The 24,612-nt window shown below is 72.9% G+C and carries 20 protein-coding genes; 12 read left to right on the plus strand and 8 right to left on the minus strand.

Annotated features, from left to right (window positions below):
* Window positions 1-80: 80 nt before the first annotated feature.
* The 3 genes from EWV39_RS01375 to EWV39_RS01385 all read left to right on the plus strand — a co-directional run bounded on the left by EWV39_RS01375 (window position 81) and on the right by EWV39_RS01385 (window position 3,745).
* Window positions 81-746, plus strand: a complete 666-nt coding sequence (locus EWV39_RS01375; RefSeq protein WP_129656513.1) for a TetR/AcrR family transcriptional regulator — start codon at window positions 81-83, stop codon at window positions 744-746.
* A 2-nt stretch (window positions 747-748) separates the two neighbouring features.
* Window positions 749-3,280, plus strand: a complete 2,532-nt coding sequence (locus EWV39_RS01380; protein WP_129656514.1) for an MMPL family transporter — start codon at window positions 749-751, stop codon at window positions 3,278-3,280.
* Between the two features lie 234 nt (window positions 3,281-3,514).
* Window positions 3,515-3,745 (plus strand): hypothetical protein, encoded by a 231-nt coding sequence (locus tag EWV39_RS01385; RefSeq protein WP_129656515.1) that lies wholly within the window; start codon window positions 3,515-3,517, stop codon window positions 3,743-3,745.
* A gap of 13 nt (window positions 3,746-3,758) precedes the next feature.
* Here EWV39_RS01385 and menD read toward each other — a convergent pair whose 3' ends face one another.
* From menD to EWV39_RS01405, 4 genes are all read right to left on the minus strand, one after another.
* Window positions 3,759-5,561: a 2-succinyl-5-enolpyruvyl-6-hydroxy-3-cyclohexene-1-carboxylic-acid synthase gene (menD, locus tag EWV39_RS01390; RefSeq protein WP_238147962.1), complete on the minus strand. Its 1,803-nt coding sequence runs from the start codon at window positions 5,559-5,561 to the stop codon at window positions 3,759-3,761.
* 115 nt (window positions 5,562-5,676) lie between these two features.
* On the minus strand, window positions 5,677-6,723 hold the full coding sequence (locus tag EWV39_RS01395; RefSeq protein WP_129656516.1) for an HAD-IA family hydrolase: 1,047 nt from the start codon (window positions 6,721-6,723) through the stop codon (window positions 5,677-5,679).
* Between the two features lie 81 nt (window positions 6,724-6,804).
* Complete coding sequence (locus EWV39_RS01400) at window positions 6,805-8,850, minus strand: PhoX family protein (protein ID WP_129657285.1); 2,046 nt, start codon at window positions 8,848-8,850, stop codon at window positions 6,805-6,807.
* A 161-nt stretch (window positions 8,851-9,011) separates the two neighbouring features.
* Window positions 9,012-10,031, minus strand: a complete 1,020-nt coding sequence (locus EWV39_RS01405) for an o-succinylbenzoate synthase (RefSeq protein WP_420329929.1) — start codon at window positions 10,029-10,031, stop codon at window positions 9,012-9,014.
* A 146-nt stretch (window positions 10,032-10,177) separates the two neighbouring features.
* On the opposite strand from EWV39_RS01405, the gene EWV39_RS01410 reads away from it, so the two are divergent.
* Entirely contained in the window at window positions 10,178-11,116 is a 939-nt protein-coding gene (locus EWV39_RS01410) for a phosphatase PAP2 family protein (RefSeq protein WP_129656518.1), read from the plus strand.
* 88 nt (window positions 11,117-11,204) lie between these two features.
* Here EWV39_RS01410 and EWV39_RS01415 read toward each other — a convergent pair whose 3' ends face one another.
* Window positions 11,205-12,110 carry an MBL fold metallo-hydrolase gene (locus EWV39_RS01415; protein WP_129656519.1) on the minus strand — a complete coding sequence of 302 codons (906 nt, stop codon included), beginning with the start codon at window positions 12,108-12,110 and terminating at the stop codon, window positions 11,205-11,207.
* A gap of 108 nt (window positions 12,111-12,218) precedes the next feature.
* On the opposite strand from EWV39_RS01415, the gene gluQRS reads away from it, so the two are divergent.
* The 7 genes from gluQRS to EWV39_RS01450 all read left to right on the plus strand — a co-directional run bounded on the left by gluQRS (window position 12,219) and on the right by EWV39_RS01450 (window position 20,684).
* A complete protein-coding gene (gene gluQRS, locus EWV39_RS01420; protein ID WP_129656520.1) occupies window positions 12,219-13,298 on the plus strand; it encodes a tRNA glutamyl-Q(34) synthetase GluQRS in 1,080 nt (359 codons plus the stop codon).
* Window positions 13,295-14,230 carry an EamA family transporter gene (locus EWV39_RS01425; protein ID WP_129656521.1) on the plus strand — a complete coding sequence of 312 codons (936 nt, stop codon included), beginning with the start codon at window positions 13,295-13,297 and terminating at the stop codon, window positions 14,228-14,230. The genes gluQRS and EWV39_RS01425 overlap by 4 nt, the downstream gene beginning before the upstream one ends.
* Window positions 14,231-14,436: 206 nt before the next feature.
* The gene (gene putP, locus EWV39_RS01430) at window positions 14,437-16,002 is read left to right on the plus strand and encodes a sodium/proline symporter PutP (RefSeq protein WP_129656522.1); all 1,566 of its coding nucleotides are present in this window, start codon (window positions 14,437-14,439) and stop codon (window positions 16,000-16,002) included.
* A gap of 117 nt (window positions 16,003-16,119) precedes the next feature.
* Window positions 16,120-17,091, plus strand: a complete 972-nt coding sequence (locus EWV39_RS01435; RefSeq protein WP_129656523.1) for a 1,4-dihydroxy-2-naphthoyl-CoA synthase — start codon at window positions 16,120-16,122, stop codon at window positions 17,089-17,091.
* Window positions 17,091-18,473 carry an AMP-binding protein gene (locus EWV39_RS01440; RefSeq protein ID WP_129656524.1) on the plus strand — a complete coding sequence of 461 codons (1,383 nt, stop codon included), beginning with the start codon at window positions 17,091-17,093 and terminating at the stop codon, window positions 18,471-18,473. Before EWV39_RS01435 ends, EWV39_RS01440 begins: the two co-directional genes overlap by 1 nt.
* 46 nt (window positions 18,474-18,519) lie before the next feature.
* Complete coding sequence (locus EWV39_RS01445) at window positions 18,520-19,404, plus strand: 1,4-dihydroxy-2-naphthoate polyprenyltransferase (RefSeq protein ID WP_129656525.1); 885 nt, start codon at window positions 18,520-18,522, stop codon at window positions 19,402-19,404.
* Window positions 19,401-20,684, plus strand: a complete 1,284-nt coding sequence (locus EWV39_RS01450) for a CynX/NimT family MFS transporter (protein WP_129656526.1) — start codon at window positions 19,401-19,403, stop codon at window positions 20,682-20,684. The genes EWV39_RS01445 and EWV39_RS01450 overlap by 4 nt, the downstream gene beginning before the upstream one ends.
* A gap of 56 nt (window positions 20,685-20,740) precedes the next feature.
* Here the strand turns inward: EWV39_RS01450 and EWV39_RS01455 are convergent, their stop codons facing one another.
* A complete protein-coding gene (locus EWV39_RS01455) occupies window positions 20,741-21,034 on the minus strand; it encodes a DUF4229 domain-containing protein (protein WP_129656527.1) in 294 nt (97 codons plus the stop codon).
* A gap of 79 nt (window positions 21,035-21,113) precedes the next feature.
* On the opposite strand from EWV39_RS01455, the gene EWV39_RS01460 reads away from it, so the two are divergent.
* The gene (locus EWV39_RS01460) at window positions 21,114-21,590 is read left to right on the plus strand and encodes a PLD nuclease N-terminal domain-containing protein (RefSeq protein ID WP_129656528.1); all 477 of its coding nucleotides are present in this window, start codon (window positions 21,114-21,116) and stop codon (window positions 21,588-21,590) included.
* A gap of 205 nt (window positions 21,591-21,795) precedes the next feature.
* Here EWV39_RS01460 and ccsB read toward each other — a convergent pair whose 3' ends face one another.
* Together ccsB and resB are read right to left on the minus strand one after the other, a co-directional pair.
* Complete coding sequence (gene ccsB / locus EWV39_RS01465) at window positions 21,796-22,884, minus strand: c-type cytochrome biogenesis protein CcsB (protein WP_129656529.1); 1,089 nt, start codon at window positions 22,882-22,884, stop codon at window positions 21,796-21,798.
* Window positions 22,881-24,557 (minus strand): cytochrome c biogenesis protein ResB, encoded by a 1,677-nt coding sequence (resB, locus tag EWV39_RS01470; RefSeq protein WP_129656530.1) that lies wholly within the window; start codon window positions 24,555-24,557, stop codon window positions 22,881-22,883. Before resB ends, ccsB begins: the two co-directional genes overlap by 4 nt.
* Window positions 24,558-24,612 lie beyond the last annotated feature (55 nt).

A 24,612-nucleotide genomic window follows, 5' to 3' on the forward strand; every position in this document is an offset into this window, starting at 1 on the left:
CGGACGGGGCGGGAAAGTGCGACGCAGATCTCACCCGAAGGTCTTTGCACTCGGTGCATCCTTGCACTTAGTGTAATGGAGTGAGCGTTCCCCAGACCCCTCCCCCTCCCGCCGACGACGGCGCGCGCCCCGACCGCCGCGCCCTCGTCCGCACCCAGAACCGCCGGGCCATCGCGGCCGCGGCGGCCGAGCTGATCCGCGCCAAGGGCGCGGACCAGCTGAGGGTCGACGAGATCGCCGAGCAGGCGGGCGTCTCCCGCCGCACCGTGTTCAACCACTTCTCCTCGATCGAGGAGGCGGCATACGCTCAGCTGCACGACGACTTCGACTCCCTGATCGAGGGCTTCCGCCTCGAGGTCGGCGGCCGCCAGGAGGACATGACGGCCGAGGTCACCCAGGCCTTCGGGGACTTCATCCTCGAGGCCGAGCCCCTGCGGATCGTCCAGGGGATCCTCGAGACGGCTGTGCAGCTGGGCCAGCACCAGTCGCTCGACACCTGGGGATGGCAGGCCATGGAGCACATCATCGGCTCCTTCGCCGAGCTCGTCTCCGAGGCCTACCCCGAGGCCGACCCGGTCCGCGTGCGCATCCTGTGCACCGTGCTCGTGGAGTCCGCGGCGATCGCGCTCGAGGCGTGCGCCGAGCGGCCGCATTCCCTCGAGGACCTGCGCGCCCGCGTCGTCGACGCGCTGACCTTCCTCTCCTCCTCGCACTTCTCCTTCCAGCACTCATCGAATAGGAACTGATCGTGGCATCACTTCTCTACAGGCTCGGGCGGTTCGCCGCGCGCACCTCCTGGCTGTTCATCGCCCTCTGGGTGGTCGTGCTGGCCGCGGCCGGCGGCAGCTTCGCGGCCTTCGGCGGGCAGCTCAGCAGCAGCTTCAGTATCCCCGGCTCGGAGACCGAGCGGCTCCAGGACGTCCTCGAGGACGAGCTGCCCTCCGCGAGCAACGGCATCGGGCAGGTCGTGCTGAGCACCGACGACGACCAGCCCTTCACCGAGGACCAGCGCGCCGAGATCTCCGACTTCCTCGGCACCCTGTCCGACGTCGACGGCGTGGAGCAGGCGATCGACCCGTTCCAGTCCGAGGAGACCGTCGCCGAGAGCAAGACCCAGCTCGACGATGCCGCCCGCCAGATCGAGGGCGGCTGGTCCCAGCTGGGCTCGGCCGAGGACCAGCTGCAGCAGGGCCGCGACCAGCTCGAGAGCGCCCGGGCGGAGGCGGACGGCGCAGCCGGCCAGCGGCTCGACGAGCAGCAGCGCGAGCTGGACTCCACCGCGGACCAGCTCGAGTCCAGCCGCGAGGAGCTCTCCTCCCAGCAGGAGAGCTACAACCGCAGCCTCGCGCTGTTCGAGCTCTCCTCCGCCAGCGACATGGTCTCCGATGACGACACCACCGCCCTGGTGAACATCTCCTTCTCGGAGTCCGAGCAGAACATCAGCCAGGAGACCAAGGACGCCGTCATGGACGCGTTCGACGACGCCGGGCTCACCGGGGTCGACGTCGACTTCAGCATGACCATCACCCAGGACATCAACAGCCTGGCCGGTCCCGCCGAGATCATCGGCGTCGTGGTCGCCCTGGTCGTCCTGCTGGTCATGCTGGGCACGCTGATCGCCGCGGGCCTGCCGATCCTGACCGCGCTGATCGGCGTCGGCATCGGCAGCCTCATCACGCTGGCGCTCTCGGCGGTCTTCGAGGTCCAGCAGATCACCCCGATCCTGGGCCTCATGCTGGGGCTCGCGGTCGGCATCGACTACTCGCTGTTCATCATCAACCGGCACCGCACCAACCTGCGCCACGGCATGGAGATCAGGGAGTCGATCGGCCTGGCCAACGGGACCAGCGGCAACGCCGTGGTCTTCGCGGGCTCGACCGTGATGATCGCGCTGCTGGCCCTGAACGTCGTCGGGATCCCGTTCCTGGGGCTGATGGGCACCACGGCCGCGATGTGCGTGCTGATCGCCGTGCTGATCTCGGTCACCCTGACCCCGGCCCTGCTGGGCCTGGTCGGCCAGCGCGTGCTCTCCAAGGGGCAGCGGGCGGCCTACCGCGGCGATGCGGGCAAGCATGTCCGCCGGCGCAACCTCACCGAGGCACGCGGCTGGATCAAGATGGTCACCCGGAACCCCGTGGTCGTGATCGTGGCGACCGTGGTGGTGCTCGGCGTCATCGCCATCCCGGCGGCCTCGATGCGCCTGGGCCTGCCCGACGCCTCCACCGAGCCGGAGGACTCCACGCAGTACCAGGCCTACCAGACCATCGCGGACAAGTTCGGGGCGGGCGCCAACGGCCCCATCGTGGGCGTCGCCCAGACGGACGAGGATCTCGACGAGGAGCAGGCGCAGGACCTCCAGATCGACATCGCCCAGCGCATCCTCGAGGACGACGACGTCGTCTCCGTGCTGCCCTCGGGCATGTCCGACGACCGCTCGACCCTGGTCTTCCAGATCACCCCGCAGGACGGCCCGGCGGCCGACTCCACGGAGGACCTGGTCAACAACCTGCGCGACCTCTCCGACGAGACGGAGGACCGCTTCGGCGCGAGCCTGGGCGTGACCGGCATGACCGGTGGGAACATCGACATCTCGCAGATCCTCGCGAAGGCGCTGCCGGTGTACGTCGGGATCGTCCTGGGGCTCTCCTTCATCGTCATGGTGCTGGTGTTCCGCTCGATCCTGGTGCCGCTCTTCGCTACGCTGGGCTTCCTGTTCTCCCTGCTGGCGGTGTTCGGCGGCGTCGTCGCGATCTACCAGTGGGGCTGGCTGGGGCCGGTCTTCCAGGTGCACGACCCCTCGGTGGTGCTCTCCTTCCTGCCCATCCTGACGGTCGGCATCCTCTTCGGGCTGGCGATGGACTACCAGATCTTCCTGGTCACGGGGATGCGGGAGAGCTACGCGCACGGCCAGCCGGCCCGCCGCGCCGTGGTCTCCGGTTACAACCAGTCGGCGCGCGTGGTGATCGCCGCGGCGATCATCATGATGAGCGTGTTCGGCGGCTTCATCTTCTCCGAGCTGACGATGATCCGGCCCATCGGCTTCGGCCTGGCGCTGGGCGTGTTCCTGGACGCGTTCATCATCCGCATGACGCTGATCCCGGCCGTGATGCACCTGCTGGGCGAGAAGGCCTGGTGGATCCCGCGCTGGCTGGACCGCATCCTGCCGAACGTGGACGTGGAGGGCTCCTCGCTGGAGAACCGCGTGCACGGCGGCCACGACTCCGAGGAGGCCGAGAAGGCGTCCGAGACCTCCCGGGAGACGCCCGCGGAGGCCCGCTGACGGTCCGGGCGGCTGCGCCCGGCCCCAGGAGATGACGGAAGCCCCCGTCCCGTGCCGATACGGCAGGGGACGGGGGCTTCCGTCGTCTCAGCGGTGCGGGCGCGGCTCTGGGCCGCTCTGCCGGCCGGCACCGGCTCCGTCAGCTCGTGCCTTCGGCTCTTTCCCTCGTCTCACCCTCCCCGGCCCTCTGGTATACCTCGAGCTGAGGGGACCTTCTGGAGGGCAGGAGACGAGATGGCGGAGAAGAGACGCCCACCGCGCTGGGACACGGCTCAGCGCCTCACGACGGCGCTGGCCGCCCTCTGCCTCGGCATGGCCATCGCCTCCGGCCCGCTCGACGTCGGTGACGTCGTCGTCGCCCGCAGTCCGGTCGGGGGAAGCCTCGTCGTCGCCTGCGCTCTCCTGTACGGCATCGCAGTGCTCAGGCGGCACGGCGTCCCCGAGGACCGGCGTGGCGGCCCCTGAACGGTCCGGCCGCTTAGTGCAGGCCGTTGAGCTCCTGGTGCAGGGCGCCGAGCATCGAGCGGGTCCCGCGGACCTCGATCACGCGGATGCCCTCGGCCGGCTCGGCGAGCAGCTCGCGGAGGCGGGCGACGTCGAGGGCCCGGGTATAGCGGTGGCCGTATCCGGTCACGAGCCGCTCGATGTCCGCCTCGTGCGGGGTGCCGAAGAAGCGCTCGACGGCGCTCGTCCAGTCCTCCTGCTCCCCCACGCGGCCGTGCTCCAGGGTCGAGAAGATGCCGCCGCCGGCGTCGTTGAAGACCACGATCTGCAGGCGCGGGATGCGCTCGCCGGGGCCGAAGAGCAGGGAGCCGACGTCGTGCAGGAAGGTCAGGTCCCCCACCAGGAGCCGGACGGGCGCCCCCTCGGCGAGGGCGATCCCGCTGGCGGTGGCGATGGTCCCGTCGATCCCCGCGAGGCCGCGGTTGGCGTAGACGCGGGGGGCCGCGGCCGGGTCGACGTCGCCTGGCTCCGCCGCGAGGTCGAGGTCCCGGACCGCGTTGGAGGAGCCGGTGATCAGCGTGGCGCCGTCGGCCATCGAGGCCTGCCAGACGGCCCGGGCCACCTCGAGACCGCCGGGCACGCCCGCCCGTTCCCCGCTCGCCCCGCTGGCGAGCCGCACGAGCTCGTCCGCCCGGCGGTCCGCCGCATGCCACTCCTCGAGCCATCCCGGGGCGCCGAGGCCGGCGAACTCCGCCGCCTCGGCGAGGGTCCGCACGGGCCGCTCGCGGCGCAGCGCCGGGTCGGCCCAGGCCATCGGCCGCGGCAGGTAGATCACGGACTCGACGTCCTCGGAGTCCAGCAGCCGCGCGACCGGGCGGGAGAGCGTCGGACGGCCGAAGAGCACGATGCGCTCGATCCTCTCGCCGAGGCCCCCGCCCAGCAGCAGCCGGTAGGCCGTGACCGCCGAGGACCCGGAACGGGCGTTGGAGGAGGGCTCGGCGAGCAGGGGCAGGCCCCGGGACTCGGCGAAGAGCCGCGCGACCGGGCCGGCGCCGTCGCCGGCGATGACCACGGTGCGGCGGGCGACGGCGTCCTCGGCCGCCGCGAAGGCGAGCGCGCGGGCCGCGGTGGGGTCCACGGCCCTCGGGGCGTCAGGCGCCTGGTATCCGGCGAGCGAGGAGGCCCACGCGCGCAGCGTCTCGCGCATCCGCGGCTCCGGGGTCAGGGGGTCGTCGAAGGCGACGTTGATCTGGACCGGACCCCGCGGCAGCTGCGAGGGGCTCTCCCAGTGCCGGGCGTCGCGGCCGGTCAGGGCGGCGAGGCAGGCGTTAAAGCCGGCCGTCTGCGCGCCGGGCTCCTCCTCGGGATAGGAGACGAGGTCCACCGAGGCGCGCGCGTGCTGGGCGAAGAGGCCGGGCTGCCGGGTGGTCTGGTTGGCCCCGGTGCCGCGCAGACGGGGCGGGCGGTCCGCGGAGAGGATCGCGAGCGGGGCCTCGGAGTGGCTCGCCTCCATCACGGCGGGCATCAGCTCCCCCACCGCGGTGCCGGAGGTGGTGACGACGCCGACCGGGCGTCCCAGCGCCTCGGCCAGCCCGAGGGCCGTGAAGCCCGCGCTCCGCTCGTCGATGCGCACGTGCACGGTCACGACGCCGCTCTCCGCCGCGGCCGCCAGGGCGTAGGCCAGCGGGGCTGAGCGCGAGCCGGGGGCCAGCACCACGTGGTCCATGCCGGAGCGGATCAGGGTGTCCAGCACCGAGACCGCCGTCAGGAAGGAGTCCGGCCCCGGCCGGGGGTCGCGGGGCAGGGCTGGGTCGGGGCTCGAGCTGGGGGTGGTCACCCAAGCTACTCTACGCCGGTCCCGCGGGCGGCGGCGCCTCCTCAGGCGGTGAGGCGGGCTACTCCGGACGTCTGCAGCGAGGCTCCTCCGGAGGTCGCCGGGGGACGGGACGGCCTCAGCCGAGCAGATGCCCGGGCAGCTCCACGACCGAGCCGAGCACGGCGGGGCGGTGGCCCTCCGGGGCGGCGTCGCGCGGCAGGGACGAGGCGATCGCGATCAGGTCCATGCCCGCCCCGATGGCCGCGGCCCGGTCCGCCGCCGAGTCCCCCACGTAGACCGTGGACGCCGGCCCGATCCCGGACTCCGCCAGCCGCTCCAGGGCCGGCTCGAAGACCCGGGGATCGGGCTTGTGCCGCTGGGTCCGGTCCGCGCCCTGGATGATCTCGAAGCTGCCCAGCGGGAAGCCGATGGTGCGCATCTGCGCGCGGGCCCGGGCGGTGTTGGTCGAGGTCACGACGCCGAGCAGCAGCCCGGCCCCGGCCAGCCGCCGGACGGTCTCGATGGCGCCCGGGATCTCCGCCTTGGGATAGTGCGGCTCGAGCGCTTCGTTGTCCGCGCGCATCTGCTCCAGGGAGGCGGAGTTGCGGTACAGCTCGGTGATCATCACGTCGAAGGGCTTGCCCCAGGAGGCCTCGAGCTCGGCGTCGGTCAGCTCGAAGCCGTAGAACTGCCGGGTCACCTGGCGGGCGTGCTCCCATTTGACCTCGCGGGTGTCCACCAGCGTGTCGTCCAGGTCGAACAGCACGGCCCGCGGGCGCGGCGCCTGCGAGCGGACCAGCCCCTGCCCGGCCAGCTGCTCGAGGACGCCGCGGGCGCCGTCGGACAGGGAATCCGCCTCGGCGAGCGTCACCCAGGCCAGCTCCTCGATCTCGCTGTGCGGGGCCAGCGCGCCCCGGTGGGCGGCCTCGTAGCAGGTCATCCGGACCGTCAGGCCGGGCTTGCCGTGGGCCGGCGCCTCGTGGGTCAGCACGTGGCGCAAGGTCCCAGCCTCCAGCTGCGCGCCCACCTCCTCGCGCACCTCGCGGGTCAGCGCCTCGGCGTCGGACTCCCCCTCCTCGCGCTTGCCACCGGGGAGGTAGAAGGCCTCGCGGCCCCGCGAGCGGGCGACCAGCAGGCGCCCGTCGAGCACGCAGATCCACGCGAGCTTGTCGATGACGGCCACGGCGCGTCCTTCCGGTCGGGGAGAGTTTCAGGGTCCGCCGAAAGGATACTCCGCCCCGGGGCGCGCCGCGTCGCGCGTTCGCTAGGGCCGATACACCTGGACCACCGCGGGGCGGGGTCCTGCGCTCTCGCCGGGGCCGGGACGGGCGCCCTCGGCCACGTAGTCCGGGAAGCGCGAGGTGGGCACGGCGTGCGAGCCCTCCTCGCCCGGGTGCTGGACCGAGACGTAGACCATTCCTTCCGCGTCGTGGACCACCGGGCCGCAGGTCTCCGCCTCGACCGGGACCGAGAGGAACTGCTCGACCCTCCCCCGCTCGCTCCCCTCCAGGCCGACGCGGAACAGCCCGTCGTTGTACCCGATGTTCGACGGCGCCCCGTCGGTGGAGATCCACAGCCGCCCCTCGGAGTCGAAGGCCAGGTTGTCCGGACACGAGATCGGCGAGACCTTCGAGCGGTCGAAGCCCGAGAAGTACGCCGACTCGTCCTCCTCCGGGTCCCCGCAGACCAGCAGGATGCTCCAGCGGAAGCGCTCCGCCGTGGCCGCTCCGCGGTCCTCCGCGATCTCCAGGACGTGGCCGTCCCGGTTCTTGGCCCGGGGGTTCGCCTCGTCGGCCGGCAGCTCCTCGGACAGGCCCCGGTCCTTCGCGCCGCGGTCGGTGTTGTTGGTCAGCGCGACGTAGACCAGGCCGCTGGCGGGCGAGGGCTCGACGTCCTCGGGACGGTCCATCGCGGTCGCGCCCACGGCGTCGGCGGCGGCGCGGGTGTTGACCAGCACCTCGTCGACCGCCATGCCGGGGACCGCCGAGGCGCCGCCGCGGGTCAGCGGGATCCACTCGCCGACGCCGTCGAAGGCGCCGTCGGAGGGCAGCCGGCCCTCGCCGTCGATCTCCTCCGCCGGGGAGTTCCCCGAGAAGCGGGCGACGAACAGGTCTCCGTGGTCCAGCAGGGTCCGGTTGCGGGCCGCGTCGCCCTCGACGAAGGCGTCCCGGGAGACGAACTTGTAGAGGTACTCGAAGCGGCTGTCGTCCCCCATGTAGGCGACGACGCGGCCGCTGGCGGGGTCGACGCGCACGTTCGCGCCCTCGTGCTTGAAGCGGCCCAGGGCGGTGCGCTTGAGCGGCGCCGAGCCCGGGTCCTGCGGGTCCATCTCCACGATCCAGCCGAAGCGGTTGGCCTCGTTGCGGTACCCCTCCACGCCCAGGTTCCAGCGCAGCTGCACGCTCTCCCAGCCGTGGGGCGTGGGCGAGGCGGTGATCTCGTACCGCTCCTCCGCCTCGGTGGGGGAGCCGACGAAGTAGGTGTTGACGTTCTCCTCCCCCGACAGCACGGTGCCCCACGGGGTGACGCCGCCCGAGCAGTTGTTGAGGGTCCCCAGCACGGTGGTCCCGGCCGGGTCCTCCGCGGTGCGCAGCAGCTCCGAGCCGGCGGCGGGGCCGGTGAGCCGGAAGGGCGTGTCCAGGTGGATGCGGCGGTTCCGCGCGCCGCCGACGACGTATCGCCACGGCGCCCCGACCCGCTCGCGGACCAGCTCCACCACCGACATCCCGTGGGCCGCCATCGCCGCCCGGCGCAGCTCCCGGCCCCGGGTGGACCACTGGGCCGCGGGGAACATGACCTCCTCGTTGGTGTACTCGTGGTTGCACACCAGCACGCCGGTCAGCGGATCCTCGGCGTCCGGGAGGATCGCCAGGAAGTCGTTGTTGTAGCCGAACTGGAGGGCCTGGGACTCGGCGGTCTGCTGCTCGGTGTCGAGGGCGGGAGCTCCCGGGAAGAGGGGGTCGCCCCAGCGGATGATCGGGTCCCAGGACCAGCCGGCCGGGACGGTCAGCTCGTCGACGTCGGCCGGGACCGGCGCGATCGGGCCGAAGGAGAACGGGAGGCCTGCGCCGCCGGGGCTCCCCGCGGCGCCCGCCGCCCCCGGCGCCGAGGCCCGGGCCGCCTCCGCGCCGCCGATCACCAGCGCCGCCGCCGCACCGAGCCCCAGCGCCCCGCGACGGGAGAGGCTGGCCTCCGCGACGTCCCGGAAGTACCCGTTACCGCTGGAGTTGGCGACCGGCTCCGCGCAGGCGTTGCCGCACTTCAGCAGGCAGGTGACGGCGGAGCGCTTGCCCCGCACGTGCTCGGCCATGGCCAGCGGCAGGCGCCGGGCCAGCGGCTGCGCGGTCTGGGCGGTCCCCGGGTCCAGGGGTGAGTTCACGGTGTTCCTCCTGCGGCTGGTGCGTGGGGCGGGGGATCGGCCCGCCGCCCACCATCCAAGCCGTCCGGCCTTGCCGAAGGGGAACGCCCCGGTTAACGCGGGCTGTCGGGCTGTTGGCCGGCCAGCTCGCCGTACGCCGCCGTCAGGCGCCGCAGCCACCACTCATGGCGCTCGGGGGAGGCCGCGTGGCGCTCCAGCAGCTCCGGCTCGGGCTCGGCCCGCACTACCGGCAGCCGGCCGTCCCGCGGGGTCAGGGGCTCGGCGACCAGGTCCGCGGTCAGCAGGGAGGCGGTGCCCAGACCGCAGGCGTGGGGCAGCTCGGGCAGGGCCGCCGCGAGCGCGAGCCCCGCGCTCATCCCCACGGAGGTCTCCAGCGCGGAGCTGACGACGGCGGGCAGCCCGGCCCGCTCGATCACCTCCAGCGCCGCCCGGACCCCGCCCAGCGGCGGCGCCTTGACCACGATCAGGTCCGCCGCCCCGGCCCGCGCCACCCGCACGGGGTCCTCCTCCTTGCGCACCGACTCGTCGGCGGCGATGGGCACCTCGATCCCGTCCCGGCACAGCGCCTCGCGCAGCCGGGCCAGGCCCTCGATGCCGGCCACCGGCTGCTCGAGGTACGCCGGCTCGAACTCCGCCAGCGCCCGCGCGGCCCGCAGCGCCTCCCCGTGGTCCCAGCCGCCGTTGGCGTCCATCTTCAGGACCGCGCGGGGGGCGGCCCGGCGCACGGCGCGCACGCGGGCGACGTCGTCCTCCAGGCCCTGCCCGCGCTCCGCCACCTTGACCTTGACCTCCCGGACCTCGCCCGGGAAGCGCTCCAGCACCTCCGCGACCCGCTCCGGGGCGACGGCGGGCACGGTCGCGTTGACCGGCACCTCCTCGCGCAGCGGCGCGGGGAAGCCTGCGAAGGCCGCCTCGATCGCGCAGGCGAGCCAGCGGGAGGACTCTGCGGGCCCGTACTCCAGGAAGGGGCAGAACTCGCCCCAGCCGGCCGGCCCCCGGAACAGCAGCGCCTCCCGGTGCTCGACGCCGCGGAACCGCACCCGCAGCGGCACCGAGACCACCCTGGCGGTCTCGAGGAGGGCGGGAAGCGGAGGCAGGTGTTGAGGCGTCATGGTTACCATGGTGCACCGGGCCCCTCGCCGACGGCGAGCGCCCAGGCAACGTCCAGCCAAATCGCGCGATACGGGCAGGTTCTCCTGGCATCGTCGGGATGGATATTTGAGCAGGTCATGCGTCGATACACTGTGGGGGGAGACCCATGGACGGGAAGGTGGTGAGCTCCGGGCCGATGAGCACCGATCCGCAGTACGGAGCGTCGGGACAGCCCGCCCCCCGCCCGGGCGTCGGCGCCGTGCTGAAGCACCTCGCCGCGATGGGCCTGATGGTCGCGGGGCTCGTCCTCACCGTCTGGGCCTTCCTGTTCACCTCGACGGGCCAGTGGATCGACGAGACCGCGCTCTCCGAGGTCAGCGGGGCCCTGATCCGCTACAGCTCCCCCTCGACGGATCTCCTGGACGCCCTCCCCCTGATCTCAGGCATCCTGGCGGTGCTGGGGATCGCGCTGGTGCTCGTCCGGCGCCACCGCTTCGTCCCCGCCCTGGTGGGCCTGCTGATGGCCGGAGGAGCCAACGCGACCACCCAGCTGCTCAAGCACTCCATCCTGGAGAAGCCCGACCTGGGCATCCAGGACGCGACCATGAACTCCCTGCCCTCGGGGCACACCACCTTCGCAGCGGCCGCGGGCGCCGCCCTGTTCCTGGCGGCGCCGAAGCGCTGGCGCCCGGCAATGGCGGTGCTCATGGCCGCGCTGGCCATCATCACCGGCGTCGCGACCGTGATCAACGCTTGGCACCGGCCGGCCGACGTCGTCGCGGCGCTGTTCGTCGTCGGCGCCTGGACCGTCCTGGGCCTGCTGATCCTCCGCTTCCTCCCCGCCGAGGCCCGCGACACGGCCAGCACGCGGCACTCGGGCATGCTGCTGATCCCGCTGTTCGTGATCGTGGGGCTGTTCATGGCGTTCTGCGCCGGGGCCACCTACGTGGTCGCGGCGAACCAGCACTTCGCCGGGGCCGCCCTGCTGGGGAGCCTGTGCCTGATCGGCGCCGTGGGGCTGCTCACCAACGCCGTGCTCGTGGGCCTGCTGAGGATGGGCAGGCCGGCTTCGGAGAGGGCCTACACCAAGGTCTGGACCTACTGAGCCGCTCGGCGGACGGGACCCGCAGAAGGCGGACGCGGCGGCCGGACGCACGGGTCCTTGGGCCCCCGGCGTCGGCCCGGCAGAGCCGCTAGAGCGCCTCGCCGCGGGTGATCGGCCCGGTCAGGCCCTCGGGGGTCTCCTCCGCGACCATGTCGTCGCTGGCCAGGCCGCGGGACTTGAGCCATTCGAGGCGGTCCAGCAGGATCCTGGTCACCCCGGCCTCGTAGGGCAGCTTGTACATCGCCGCCGTGGTGGGACCGGCCTGGGGGTTCGCCGCGGAGGCGGAGATCCTGTCGATCGCCTCGCGCATGGTCTCCGACTGGCGCTGGACGAAGGCCCGCTCGACCGGCGTCCCGTGCCCGGGCACGAAGACCCGGTAGCGGTCCAGTCCCGCGACCGTCAGGAGAGTCTGGACCCACATCTCGGGGAAGGAGTCGTCGAAGGCGGGGTCCGCCCCCTGCTCGACGACGTCGCCGGTGAACAGGACCTCGTCGACGCCGACGAAGACGTCGTTGTCGGTGTGCCCGAGCCCGAGGTAGAACAGCGTCACGGCCCGGTCCCCCAGGTCCACCCGCGTGAAGGAGGCACGGCCGCCGTCGCCCGGCAGCAGCCGGGTGGGCAGCACGATCCCGGTGTTGGGGCCCTGCTGGTGGGCCATCTCCGGCTCCAGGGTCTCGACGTACCCGCGCTGCTGGTCGGCGTAGCGCGTCATGGCGCGCAGGGCCTTGGGATGCGCCCAGAAGTCGGTGACCCCGTCGGCCTCGAACACCGCGTTGCCGAAGAAGTGGTCGAAGTGCGCGTGGGTGTTGGTGACCACGAAGGGGAGGTCCGTGATGCGCCGCGCGGCGCGGAAGATCTCGGCGCCCTGCCGGGGCCCGGCCCCGGTGTCGACGACCATGGCCTTGTCCCCGCCCACGATCAACCCGGTGTTGAGGCGGTAGTTATCCGTGGCGATGACGTAGATGCCATCGGCGATCTCATGTGTACGAGCCATAGCCCTACGGTACTTTATCCTGGCGTTGCCGAGGGATAACGCGTGTCATGGGCGCCCGGCGGCACGCCGCGCGGCGGTAGGACGATGACCGTCCGGTAGCTGGCTACCATGGGGGCTATGCCCGCCCCGACCTCCCCCGCCCCTCATCCCGCGCCGACGCCGCCCGGGGCCGGGCGCTACGCCCCCTCGCCCTCCGGGGACCTGCACCTGGGCAACCTGCGCACGGCGCTGCTGGCGTGGCTGTTCGCCCGCGGCACGGGGCGCCGCTTCCTGCTGCGGATCGAGGACCTCGACCGCGTGCAGGAGGGGGTCGCCGAGCGGCAGGTCGAGGACCTGGCCGCCCTCGGCATCGACTGGGACGCCGAGCCGCTGGTCCAGTCCGCGCGCTCGGAGGCCTACGCCGGCGCCGTCGAACAGCTGCGGGACCGCGGACTCGTCTACGAGTGCTACTGCACGCGGCGGGAGATCCAGGAGGCCGGCTCCGCCCCGCACGGCGCGCCGGGCGCCTACCCCGGCACGTGCCGCCGGCTGACGGAGGCCCAGCGCCGCGAGCGCGCCCGGCACCGGCCGGCGGCCCTGCGCCTGGCCGCGCAGGAGGCCCAGTGGACCGTGACCGACCGCTACGCCGGCAGGTGCACCGGCGCGGTGGACGACGTCGTGCTGGTCCGCAACGACGGGCGCGCGGCCTACAACCTGGCGGTCGTGGTGGACGACGCGCACCAGGGGATCGACCAGGTGGTCCGCGGCGACGACCTGCTCTCCTCCGCCCCGCGCCAGGCCTACCTCGCGCACCTGCTCGGCCTGCCACAACCCTCCTACGTCCACGTCCCCCTGGCCCTGAACGCCAAGGGCCGCCGACTGGCCAAGCGCGACGGCGCGGTGACGCTGAGGCAGCTGCGCGAGGCCGGCGTCGGGACCGATGAGGTAGCGCGGCTGATCGCCTCCTCCCTCCCGCTGCCGCCCCGTCCCGGGCCCGGGGCCCCGTTCCTGCCGGGAAGCGCGGGGCAGATGCTGGAGGTCTTCGACCCGGCGGGGCTCTCCCGCGAGCCGTGGGTCCTGCGCGACCCGGTCGAGGAGGCCGCCCGGCTCCGGGCGGAACCCGGCGGCACAGTGCCCGGGACGCCGCAGGCCCCTTCCCCGGACCATCCCTCCGGGCAGACGACCCCCGCCCGAGGAGGCGATTCGTGACGCTGACCGAGCGCATCCCCCACCGGCACCGCGGCACCGTCGCGGTGCTCGCCGTCCTGCTCGGCTCGACCGCGCTGCAGAGCACGGCCGCGCTGGCCACCACGCTCTTCGACCGCCTGGGACCCATCGGGGTCTCCGGGCTGCGGATGCTCACCGGGGCCGTGTTCCTGCTGGTGATCGCGCGGCCGGCCTTCTGGCGCTTCACCCGCCGGGACTGGGTCTCGGTGGTCTCCTACGGCGTGGTGGCCTCGCTGATGAACGTCTTCTTCTACCTGGCCGTGGACCGGATCCCGCTCGGGGTCGCGGTGACGATCGAGTACCTGGGCGCCTTCGCCGTGGCGCTGATCGGGGTGCGGCGGCTGCGGGACGGGCTCTTCGCGGTCGGCGCGCTGGGCGGCGTCGTCATGATCGCCGGGCCCACCTTCGGTGCGGCAGACCTGCTGGGGTACCTCTTCGCGGCGTGCGCGGCGGCCTCGCTGGCCGGGTACACCATGCTGGCGGGGAAGATCGGGACCGGGACGCCGGCGTCCTCGGGCATCAAGGGGCTCTCGGTCTCGATCGCGATCGGCGCGATCCTGCTCTCCCCCGCGACGGTCGGGGCGATCCCGAGCATGGTGCCGGCCGACTGGGTGCTGGCGGCGTGCATCGGCGTCGTCGGGCTGGCGCTCGCGTTCAGCTGCGACGCGCTGGCGGTGACCCTGACCAGCCCCGCCGCGGCCGGGGTCTTCTTCAGCCTGGACCCGGTGGTCTCCTCGCTGGTCGGCGTGCTGCTGCTCGGGCAGGTGCTGCCGCCCCTGGCCTACGTCGGCATCGCGCTGATCGTTCTCTCCGGGGCCGCCGTGACCTGGCGGGCCAACCGCAGCGCCGTGCAGCTCGCGGCGCACACCGCTTCGCTGCGGGCCGTGGAGCACACGGAGCCTCCGCGGGGCTGACACGGCGTGCCCGTTCCCGCCTCCCGGGCCGCGTCGCGTTGACCTGACCACCGCCATGCCGTAGGTTTCTCAGCGACCATCTGTGACCCAGGGCTCACGGCCATTTTTACATAAGTACCCTTACCGTGTTTCACTGAGCTACTTGAGCGGCGAGGCCATGCCTCGCGCGCCTCGCACCGATTGAGACCTACTGGAGACTCACCATCATGACTGATCAGACGTATCAGTACATCGCCATCGGGATCTACTTCCTGGGCATGATCGCCATCGGCCTCTGGGCCAGCACCAAGAACAAGGACGCCGAGGACTACATGCTCGGAGGGCGCTCCCTGCGGCCCTCCGTGGCCGCCCTCTCCGCGGGCGCCTCCGACATGTCCGGCTGGCTCGTGATGGGCCTGCCCGGAGCGATCTACATCGCCGGACTCCTCGACGCCTGGATGGCCATCGGCCTGACGATCGGCGCGTGGGTCAACTGGAAGATCGTGGCGCCGCGGCTGCGCGCCTACTCCGAGATCGCGGGCAACGCGATCACGCTCCCCTCCTTCTTCGACAACCGACTCAAGGCCCACGGCCTCTCCAGCCGCATCCTCCGCGTCTCCTGCGGGATCATCATCCTGCTCTTCTTCATCTTCTACGTCTCCTCGGGCATGGTAGCCGGCGGCAAGTTCTACCAGACCGCCTTCGGCGGGGACTACCTCTTCGGCATGCTCATCATCGCCGCCGTGACCGTCTTCTACACCTTCTTCGGCGGGTTCCTCGGCGCGACCTTCACCGACGTCGCCCAGGGCCTGCTCATCCTCGTCGCCCTGATCGCCGTGCCGGTCGTGGCGCTGTTCGAGTTCGGCGGCCCCACCGAGGTGTTCGACGCCGTCCGGGCCGCCAACCCGGACGCGCTCTCCCTCACGGCCGGCGCCACGGCGGTCGCCGTCATATCGTCGCTGGCCTGGGGCCTCGGCTACTTCGGGCAGCCGCACATCGTGGTCCGCTTCATGGCGCTGCGCAAGCCCACCGACGCGCCCACCGGGCGCCGCGTCGGCATCTCCTGGATGATCCTCGTGGTGCTGGGCACCATCTCGACGGCGCTGACCGGCATCGCCTACTTCTCGACCCACCCCGAGGCGAGCCTGACGGACACCCAGAGCGCCGAGACCGTGTTCCTGGACCTCTCACAGATCCTGTTCCACCCGCTGGTCGCCGGGTTCGTCCTGGCCGCCGTGCTGGCCGCGATCATGTCCACCGTCTCCTCCCAGCTGATCGTCTCCTCCTCGGCCGCCGTCGAGGACCTCGCGATGCTCCTCATCAAGCGCAAGCCCACTCCGCGGACCCAGCTCTGGATGAGCCGCAGCTCCGTGCTGATCGTCGCGATCATCGCGGCGCTGATCGCCCTCGACGACCAGGCCGCCGTCTTGGACCTCGTCTCCTTCGCCTGGGCCGGCTTCGGCGCCGCCTTCGGCCCGCTGATGCTGCTCTCCCTGTTCTGGAGGAAGCTCACCGCCACGGGCGGGCTGCTGTCCATGCTGAGCGGCGCCATCGTGACCATCTTGTGGGCCTACGTGATCGGCGATCCCGAGTCCACCGGCATCCTCGGCCTCTACGAGATGGTGCCCGGCTTCGCGGCGGGCCTCATCGTCGGCATCGTGGCCTCGCTGGCCACCTACCGGCCGTCCGAGCGGGTCGAGCGGGAGTTCGCGGCCGCTCGCGTCTTCGCGAGGACCGGCGATTTCCCCGCCCCCGAGGCTCGCGAGCCCGAGTCCGTGGGCAGCCGCGACTGAGGGCCGGCTCACCCGCCGGACCGACGGGGCCGGCGTCGTCATCATCGACGACGCCGGCCCCGCGCCGTGTCCGACCCCGGGGCGCCGCTCCCTCGCCCGGGACTAGACTCGGCACCGATGACTACTTCAGCCGCCTCCCCCGCCCCGCTCCCCCCGTCCGTCTCCGAGACCTTCGACCCGCGCCGCTGGCGGCTCGTCGAGGGCTTCGAGGAGCTGACGGACGTGACCTATCACCGCCAGGTGGAGCGCGACGCCGAGGGCGTCGTGGTCCGCGACCTCCCCTGCGTGCGCATCGCCTTCGACCGCCCCGAGGTCCGCAACGCCTTCCGCCCCGGCACCGTGGACGAGCTGTACCGCGTCCTGGACCACGCCCGGATGACCGGCGACGTCGGGACCGTGCTGCTGACCGGCAACGGCCCCTCCCCCAAGGACGGCGGCTGGGCCTTCTGCTCCGGCGGCGACCAGCGCATCCGCGGCCGCGACGGATACCGCTACGCCGAGGGCGAGACGGCGGAGAGCATCGACCCGGCCCGCGCCGGGCGGCTGCACATCCTGGAGGTCCAGCGCCTGATCCGCACCATGCCCAAGGTCGTCATAGCGGTGGTCTCCGGCTGGGCCGCGGGCGGCGGGCACTCGCTGCACGTGGTCTGCGACCTGACCATCGCCTCGCGCGAGCACGGCATGTTCAAGCAGACCGACGCGACCGTGGGCTCCTTCGACGCCGGCTACGGCTCGGCCCTGCTGGCCCGCCAGGTGGGCCAGAAGGCGGCCCGGGAGATCTTCTTCCTCGCCCGCGAGTACGACGCCGAGCGCATGCGCGAGCTGGGAGCGGTCAACATCGTGGCCGACCACGCCGAGCTGGAGGAGACGGCGCTGGAGTGCGCGGCCGACGTCGCCCGCCAGTCCCCGCAGGCCGTGCGCATGCTGAAGTTCGCGTTCAACCTGCCCGACGACGGCATGGTCGGCCAGCAGGTCTTCGCCGGCGAGGCGACCCGCATGGCCTACATGACCGACGAGGCCGTGGAGGGGCGCGACGCGTTCCTCGGCAAGCGCGACCCCGACTGGTCGGCCTACCCCTACTACTTCTGATGGCGGCGCACGACGCCGAGCCGCTGCAGGCCCCCGGGCCCGTGGCGGCGGAGGTCCCCGTGCTGGACGGGCCCGGGTCCGTGACGCCCTCGGGCCTGCTGACGGCCCTCGAGCCGCTGCTCGGGGCGGGTTCCGCCGCTTCCCCCGGGTCCGGCACCCCCGGCCTCGGCGACGCGGCGCAGGACGAGCGCCCCGCCCTGGTGGTCGCGACCTCCGGGTCCACGGGCGCGCCCAAGCGCACCGTCCTCTCGGCCGGCGCGCTGCGGGCCTCGGGGACCGCCACGGCCGCCGCGACCTCCTCCGCCGGCGCCTCGTGGCTGCTCGCGCTGCCGGTGCACTACGTCGCGGGCGCGCAGGTGATCGCCCGGTCGGTGCTGGCCGGGACCGAGCCGGTCGTGCTGCCCTCGGCGCCGGGCTCCGGCACGCCCGGCTTCACCGCCGCCGACTTCCTGGCCGGCGTCGAGGCCCTCCCCGCCGGGCCGCGGATGACCTCGCTCGTGCCCACCCAGGTGCACACGCTGCTGGAGGCCGCGGAGTCCGGCGAGGTCCCCGCCGGCGAGCTGCTGGAGGCCCTGCGCTCCTTCACCGCGATCCTGCTCGGCGGCGCCCCCGCCTCCCGCCGGCTGCTGCGCCGCTGCGAGGAGCTGGAGGTGCCGCTCGTGCTCACCTACGGCAGCGCCGAGACCGCCGGGGGATGCGTGTACGACGGCGTCCCCCTGCCCGGCGTCGAGGTCCGCATCGAGCACGACGACGCCGGCCCGTCCGACGTCCCGCTCCCCGGCGACCCCGCATCCGGCCGGTCCGGCGCGCCCGCCGGCCCCACGCCCGACGTTCTCGCTCCCGCCGGCACCGGCCGCCCGGGCCGCATCTGGCTGGGCGGCCCCACGATCGCCCACGGCTACCTCGGCGACCCCGCCCGCACCGCGGGCCACTTCCTCCGCGACGCGGCGGGGACCCGCTGGTACGGCACCGACGACCTCGGCCTCCTGCGCGAGGACGGCGAGGGACGCGGAGCGCGGCTGGCCGTCTCCGGGCGGGCGGACGACGTCGTCATCACCGGCGGCGTCAAGGTCTCGGCGCGCGCCGTGGCCGCGGCCCTCGAGGAGGACCCGGGGGTGCGCGAGGCCCTGGTGGTCGGCGTGCCGGACGAGCGCTGGGGCACGGCCGTCGCCGCCCTCCTCTCGCGGGCCCCCGGCGCCGCGGTGAACACCCCGGCGCTGAGGGAGCGCGTCGCGCAGCGCCTCGGGCGGGCCGCCGCGCCGAAGACCCTGCTGGTCCTCGACGCGCTGCCCGCCGCGAGCACCGGCAAGCCGGACCGGGCCGCCGCGGCCCGGCTGCTGGCCGCCGAGCACCGGCGAGGCGGGACGCCTCGTGCGAGGTGAGACAATGAGAGCTGATCAATCGCAGAGAGAAGACGGGAGGGCTCACGTGGCCTCAGTGGGAGAGTGGATCGAGGGGGCGCGGCTGAGGACCCTGCCGCTGGCGGTGGCGCCGGTGGTCGCGGGCACCGCGGCGGCGGTGTCCCTGGAGGCCTTCCACCCCGGCCGGGCGGTCCTCGCCCTGCTGGTGGCGCTCTTCCTCCAGATCGGGGTCAACTACGCCAACGACTACTCGGACGGCATCAAGGGCACCGACGAGCAGCGGGTCGGCCCGCTGCGGCTCACCGGCTCCGGGGCGGCCCGCCCCGGCCAGGTGAAGTTCGCCGCCTTCGCGTGCTTCGCCGCCGCCCTGATCGCCGGGCTGGTGCTGATCGTGCAGACCCGCCAGTGGTGGTTCCTGGTCATCGGCGCCTCGGCCGTGCTGGCCGCCTGGGGGTACACCGGCGGCAAGCGGCCCTACGGGTACATGGGCCTGGGCGACCTCTTCGTCTTCGTCTACTTCGGCCTGGTCGCGACCCTCGGCACGGTCTACGTGCAGGCCGACCGGCTCTCCCTGACCGCGGTGATGGCCTCGCTCGCGATGGGCCTGATCGCCTGCGCCCTGCTCATGGCCAACAACCTCCGCGACGTCCCCACGGACGCGGAGTCCGGCAAGCTCACCCTGGCGGTGCGGATCGGAGCCCCGGCCGCCCGGCTGGCCTACGCCGTCGAGCTCGGCCTCGCCTTCGCCCTCATGCTCTTCGCCGTGCCGCAGAACCCGTGGAACCTGCTGGTCTTCCTCGCGCTGCCGCTGGCCTGGGCCGCCGCCCGGACGGTGCTGGTGACCCGCGAGGCCCGGGCCCTGATCCCCGTGCTCAAGCAGACCGGCCTGCTCAGCCTGCTCTTCGCGGTGCTCCTGCTGGTCGCCGGCGCGATCGGGGCGTGGTCCGCATGAGCCCCCGCGAGGACGACGCCGCCCGCCCCGCCGGATCGCGCAAGGTCACGGTCGCCTGGTTCATCGTGATCCTGCTGATCGCCTCCTGCCTCCGCCCGGCCCTGACCTCGATCGGCCCGGTGCTGGACCGGATGGGCTCGGACACCGGCCTCAACGCCGCCGGGCTCGGCATGCTCGGCGCGCTGCCCCTGTTCGCCTTCGCCCTGCTCTCCCCGCTCGTCTCGGTCCCCGCCCAGCGGCTGGGGATCGAGCGGGTGCTCCTGGTCGCCCTGGTGGTCCTGGGCCTCGGCATCCTCGCGCGCTCGACGCCGGGGATCGCCCTGCTCTGGGTCGGCACCCTGTGCATCGGCGCCGGCATCGCGACCGCCAACGTCCTGGTGCCGGTGATCGTCAAGCGCGACTTCTCCCGGTACATCTCCGTGATGACCGGCCTGTACACCGCCGTGGTCTCGGTCAGCGCGGGGCTCTCCGCGGGGCTGACCGCCCCGCTCGCCGCGACCCTGCCCGGCTCCTGGCGCGCAGCGCTCGCCCTGTGGGCGATCATCCCGCTCGCCTGCGCCATCTGGTGGGCCCTCCTCATCCGCGGCCCCCGCTCCGGACGCGGTGGGACCGGGTCGAAGCGCATGTCGGTGGCCGAGGCGGTCACCGGCGCGATGCCCGCCGTGGCCTCCTCGGCGGAGCCGCTGGCCAGCCGCAAGGTCTCGCTGCTGCGCTCCCCCATCGCCTGGCAGGTGACGGTGTTCATGGGCATCCAGTCCATCATCTTCTACACGATGAGCACCTGGCTGCCCGGCATGGAGGCGGAGATCGGCAACGACCCCGCGCTCGCCGGCTGGCACATGTTCACGATGCAGATCGTCGGCATCGCCGGGAACCTCAGCGTCAGCCTGCTGGCCGAGCGGTGGCGCTCCCAGAGCTGGCTCGCGATGGTCCTGGCCGGCTGCCTGATCGTGGGGACCGCCGGGGCGCTGGCCGCGCCGCAGGCGGCCATCGTCTGGGTCGGGCTGGCCGGCATCGGCTGCGGCGGGAGCTTCTCCCTCTCGCTGGCGATGATCGGGCTGCGCACCTCCCACCCGGCGCAGACCATGCGCCTGTCCGGGATGGCTCAGTGCCTGGGCTACCTCATGGCGGCGGCCGGCCCGCTGCTGACCGGGTGGATCGCCGAGACGACCGGCACCTGGGCGACCGTGCTGTGGGGCCTGCTGGTGCTGGTGAGCATCCAGTTCGTCGCCGGCGCGCTCGCCGGGCGCAACCGCAAGATCGGCGAGCCCGCCTCTTAGGGCCGGGCCGTCGGGGCGGCGGACGCGCGAGGACGGCGGCTCAGGCCTCCGCGGGCTCAGACCTCGCGGCCCTCGCGGCGCAGCCTCTCGTCCACGTAGGAGTCCTCGACCTCCGCGTCGGCCTCGGCCGCCGTCCGGCGGCGCCGCCGGGGCACGACGCGGTGCCACAGGCGGGCGAAGTCCCGGCCCGCGGCGGCGTGCAGCCGGGGGAAGGCCAGGTAGGAGACGGCGAAGCCGATGATCACGGCGAAGAGGCCGCCGAGGACCAGGCCGGTGCCGAACCATACGCAGGCGCAGAACACCACCGCCATGATGCCGAAGCGCACGAGGGTGTAGTACAAGAAGTTCACGGGAACACATGGTACCCGGCTTGCCTGAACGCCCGCTCAGTACAGGTCAGCCCCAGGTTCGTACCGGTAGAATGGCAGTATGCGCGCAGTTCTGATCATCGCCGCGGGGGCCCTCATCGTGGGGCTCACCATCTACGCCGTCCTGGACATCTCCCGCACCTCCCGGGAGCGGACCAAGGCCGTCTCCAAACCGCTCTGGGTGATCATCGCTCTGCTGTTCCCGGTGATCGGGCCCGGCCTGTGGCTGTTCTTCGGCACGGAACGGGCCTCCGCCCGGGGGACCGCCGGGGCCGCCGTCGGCCCCTCCCACGCCCCCGCGCCCGACGACGACGCCGCGTACCTGGAGTTCCTCGCCAAGCAGGCCCAGCGCCGCCGCGCCGACGAGGAGCGCGCCAAGCGCGAGGAGGAGAAGCGGCGCCGGCGCGAGCAGGGCGGCGCCTCCCCCGACCCCGGCAAGAACCCCGACGACGACGGGGACTCCCCCGGCCGCCCGCCGGGGGACCCCGCCCCGAGCGACCATGACGACGACGGCCCGCGGGAGGACCGCGGCCGCTAGCGCGGAGCTCTGCCCGCGCTGCCCGCCGGGACATCGCCTCTCCCCGGAAGAGGCCCCTCTCCCCCGAGAGCGCATCTGTCCCCGCCAGCCGAGCGCATTGTCCCCGCCCCCGGCCACCCGGCCACAGAGAAAGGCCCCGGATCCGCGCACGGATCCGGGGCCTTCGCCGTCCCCTCGGCGCTGCGCCGAGGGAACCTCCTCCCGCCTACAGCCCCGAGTAGGAGTGCAGCCCGGAGAAGAAGACGTTAACGACTGTGAAGTTGAAGATGATGCACAGGTACCCGATGATCGACAGCCAGGCCGAGCGGGTTCCGGTCCAGCCGCGGGTGGCCCGGGCGTGCAGGTACGCCGCGTAGACGACCCAGATGACGAAGGTCCAGACCTCCTTGGTGTCCCAGCCCCAGTAGCGCCCCCAGGCCTGCTCGGCCCAGATCGCGCCCATCGCGAGCGTGAAGGTCCACATCACGAAGCCCACCGCGTTGAGGCGGAAGGCGAAGTTCTCCAGGGCCCGGGCCGAGGGCACCATCCGCATGAACGGGATCCGGTCCGTCCCGTCCGCCGCGAGCCGGCGCTCCCGCCCGTTCTGGATCAGCTGGAGCACCGCCAGGGCGAAGGTGATGGTGAAGACGCCGCTGGCCATCACGGCCACGGAGACGTGGATGACGAGCCAGTAGGACTGCAGGGCCGGCTGGAGGTGGCCGACCGGCGTCGGGAACCCGATGGTCGCCGCGACCATCATCACCAGGGCCAGGCCGGAGACCATCGTCCCCACGAACCGCAGGTCCCGGAAGATCAGGGCGATCAGGAAGACCACGGCGACCACCAGCGCGCCGGTGGTGCAGAACTCGTACATGTTGCCCCACGGCACGCGCGAGGCGGCGAGGCCTCGGGTCAGCACGCCCGCGGCGTGGATCAGGACGCCGATGACCATGACGGCGACGCCGACGTTGGCCGCGGGGCGGCGGGCGCCCGAGTAGGCCATCGAGTCGTCGGCGGTGCGGCGGCCGGAGGTCCGGTCGAAGTCCGAGGGCGCGGAGCCGCCGTACGCTCCCGCCTCGGCCGAGGTCTCGGCGTCCGCCTCTGCCTCCTCCGCCGGATCCGCGGCACCGGCCCCACCGGCCATCGCGGGCCGCTTGGCCTCCTGGTGGCGCAGGCTCGCGGCGTCGGCCCGGTGGGTCGCCTTGGAGTGGGCCGCGATGTCCCACGCGAAGGCCACGAACGCCACCAGGTAGGTCACGGCGGCCAGGAGCATGAAGAGCTCGCTCCACTGCGCCAGGCTTTCATTGATGGTCATGATTCACCTTTCTGTGCCGCGGGCGCGGCTGCCGAGGTCGGCGGTGCGGCCTCGCTGAATTCTAGTCCCCATTTCTGGGCGAAGAGCTCGGTGAGCCGGTCCGCCTCGTGGGCCAGCCTCGGGTCCTCGCCGCGGGCCAGGAGCCCGTACTCGACGACGACGGCGCGGCGGCCCGCCTCGTCGACCGTCTCGGTGGCCTTGACCCATGCCCGGCGGCGGGCCACGAACAGCGAGACCAGCAGCCCGGCGAAGGCCAGGAGGAAGGACACCAAGACCACGGGCTTGCCCGGGTCGTAGTGGATGTCCAGGCCGATGTAGCGGGTGACCCCCTCGAACTCGATGCTGCCCTTGCCGTCCGGCAGCTGGTAGGAGCTGTCCTCCTGGGTCAGCACGATGCCGCCGTCGTCCGACTGCATCGAGTTCAGCTCCTCCAGGCCCTCGGTGTCCAGGACGTAGACGTTCTGGGGGGCGCCGCCGTCCAGGCCGAGGTCGCCCGCGTAGGAGGCGAGGACCAGGGCCGGGTTGGCCAGCACCGGGTCGGCCGAGTAGGGGACCTGGCCATCGTCGAGCACGGCCGTGGGGAGGAACATGCCGACGAAGCCGAGCTGGTCCGGGGCGGCGTCCGGGACCTTGAGGACCACGGAGGAGGTGTAGTTCTCGTCGGTGGTCAGGGTCACGATGGGGCCCTCGTAGGCGAGGTTGCCCTCGCCGTCGTTGACCTTGACGATCGGCGCGTAGCCGTTGCCCGCCAGGTAGACGCGGTTGCCGTCCACCGTCAGCGGCTCGTTGACCTTCAGCGTCTCCTCGGTGGGCTCGGAGTCGCTGTCCTCGCGCACGGTGACGCCGGCCTCGAAGTCCAGCGGCTGGGCGTAGGTTGGCGAGCCCGGCTGGCGGTCGAACTCGATGTCGAAGCTGTCCATCGTCAGGGAGAAGTTGTGCAGCCAGTCGGGGTTGAAGTTGGTGCCCGGCGTGAAGGAGTCGTAGCTGACCAGCGTGTTGACGAAGGACTCGTCCTGCACGACGATCTTCTGCCCGCTGTAGCCGAACAGGGAGCCGATCGCCATGCCGATCAGGACCCCGATCATGGCCGTGTGGAACACCAGGTTCCCGAGCTCGCGGAACATCCCGCGCTCGGCCGCCACGTGCGGGGTGCCGGTGTCCTCCCCGCGCAGCTCGGTCCGGTAGCGGCGCCGCTTGAGGATGTCCCGGGCCTCCGCGGCGGCCGAGGCGGCGGTGAGCTCCCGGCCCTCCAGGGATCCCGCAGGGATGGTCAGCACCCGGTGCTGCGGCATCCGGCTGAGGTTGCGCGGCGTGCGCGGCGGCTTGGAGCGGTACTCCTTGGCGTGCTTGATCGCCCGCGGCACGACGCAGCCCACCAGCGAGACGAACAGCAGGATGTAGATCGCGGAGAACCACACCGAGGAGAAGACATCGAACAGCTGGATCTTCTCGGCGATCGGGCCCCAGGTGGGGTGTTGGTCCAGGTAATCCTGGACCCGGGCGGGGTCCTGGATGTTCTGCGGGAAGATCGAGCCCGGCACCGCGGCCACGGCCAGGAGCAGGAGCAGGAACAGCGCCGTGTTCATCTTGGTCAGCTGGCGCCAGGCCCACCGCAGCATGCCGATGGGGCCGAGCGCCGGGGCGTCCGCGGCTGCCTTCTTCTCTTTACTCATGCGCACTCTTCCGGTCGGATCGCGGTGGTTCTCGGCCCTCTCGCCCGGCGGGCGT

The organism is Rothia halotolerans (assembly GCF_004136635.1).
Classification (GTDB): Bacteria; Actinomycetota; Actinomycetes; order Actinomycetales; family Micrococcaceae; genus Rothia; species Rothia halotolerans.

Coding starts and splice junctions, on each gene's coding strand:
- EWV39_RS01410 (WP_129656518.1), top strand. CDS start 10,178: ATGGACGGGAAGGTGGTGAGCTCCGGGCCGATGAGCACCGATCCGCAG.
- putP (WP_129656522.1), top strand. CDS start 14,437: ATGACTGATCAGACGTATCAGTACATCGCCATCGGGATCTACTTCCTG.
- resB (WP_129656530.1), bottom strand. CDS start 24,557: ATGAGTAAAGAGAAGAAGGCAGCCGCGGACGCCCCGGCGCTCGGCCCC.
- ccsB (WP_129656529.1), bottom strand. CDS start 22,884: ATGACCATCAATGAAAGCCTGGCGCAGTGGAGCGAGCTCTTCATGCTC.
- EWV39_RS01440 (WP_129656524.1), top strand. CDS start 17,091: ATGGCGGCGCACGACGCCGAGCCGCTGCAGGCCCCCGGGCCCGTGGCG.
- EWV39_RS01450 (WP_129656526.1), top strand. CDS start 19,401: ATGAGCCCCCGCGAGGACGACGCCGCCCGCCCCGCCGGATCGCGCAAG.
- gluQRS (WP_129656520.1), top strand. CDS start 12,219: ATGGGGGCTATGCCCGCCCCGACCTCCCCCGCCCCTCATCCCGCGCCG.
- EWV39_RS01415 (WP_129656519.1), bottom strand. CDS start 12,110: ATGGCTCGTACACATGAGATCGCCGATGGCATCTACGTCATCGCCACG.
- EWV39_RS01405 (WP_420329929.1), bottom strand. CDS start 10,031: ATGACGCCTCAACACCTGCCTCCGCTTCCCGCCCTCCTCGAGACCGCC.
- EWV39_RS01435 (WP_129656523.1), top strand. CDS start 16,120: ATGACTACTTCAGCCGCCTCCCCCGCCCCGCTCCCCCCGTCCGTCTCC.
- EWV39_RS01385 (WP_129656515.1), top strand. CDS start 3,515: ATGGCGGAGAAGAGACGCCCACCGCGCTGGGACACGGCTCAGCGCCTC.
- EWV39_RS01400 (WP_129657285.1), bottom strand. CDS start 8,850: ATGGCCGAGCACGTGCGGGGCAAGCGCTCCGCCGTCACCTGCCTGCTG.
- EWV39_RS01460 (WP_129656528.1), top strand. CDS start 21,114: ATGCGCGCAGTTCTGATCATCGCCGCGGGGGCCCTCATCGTGGGGCTC.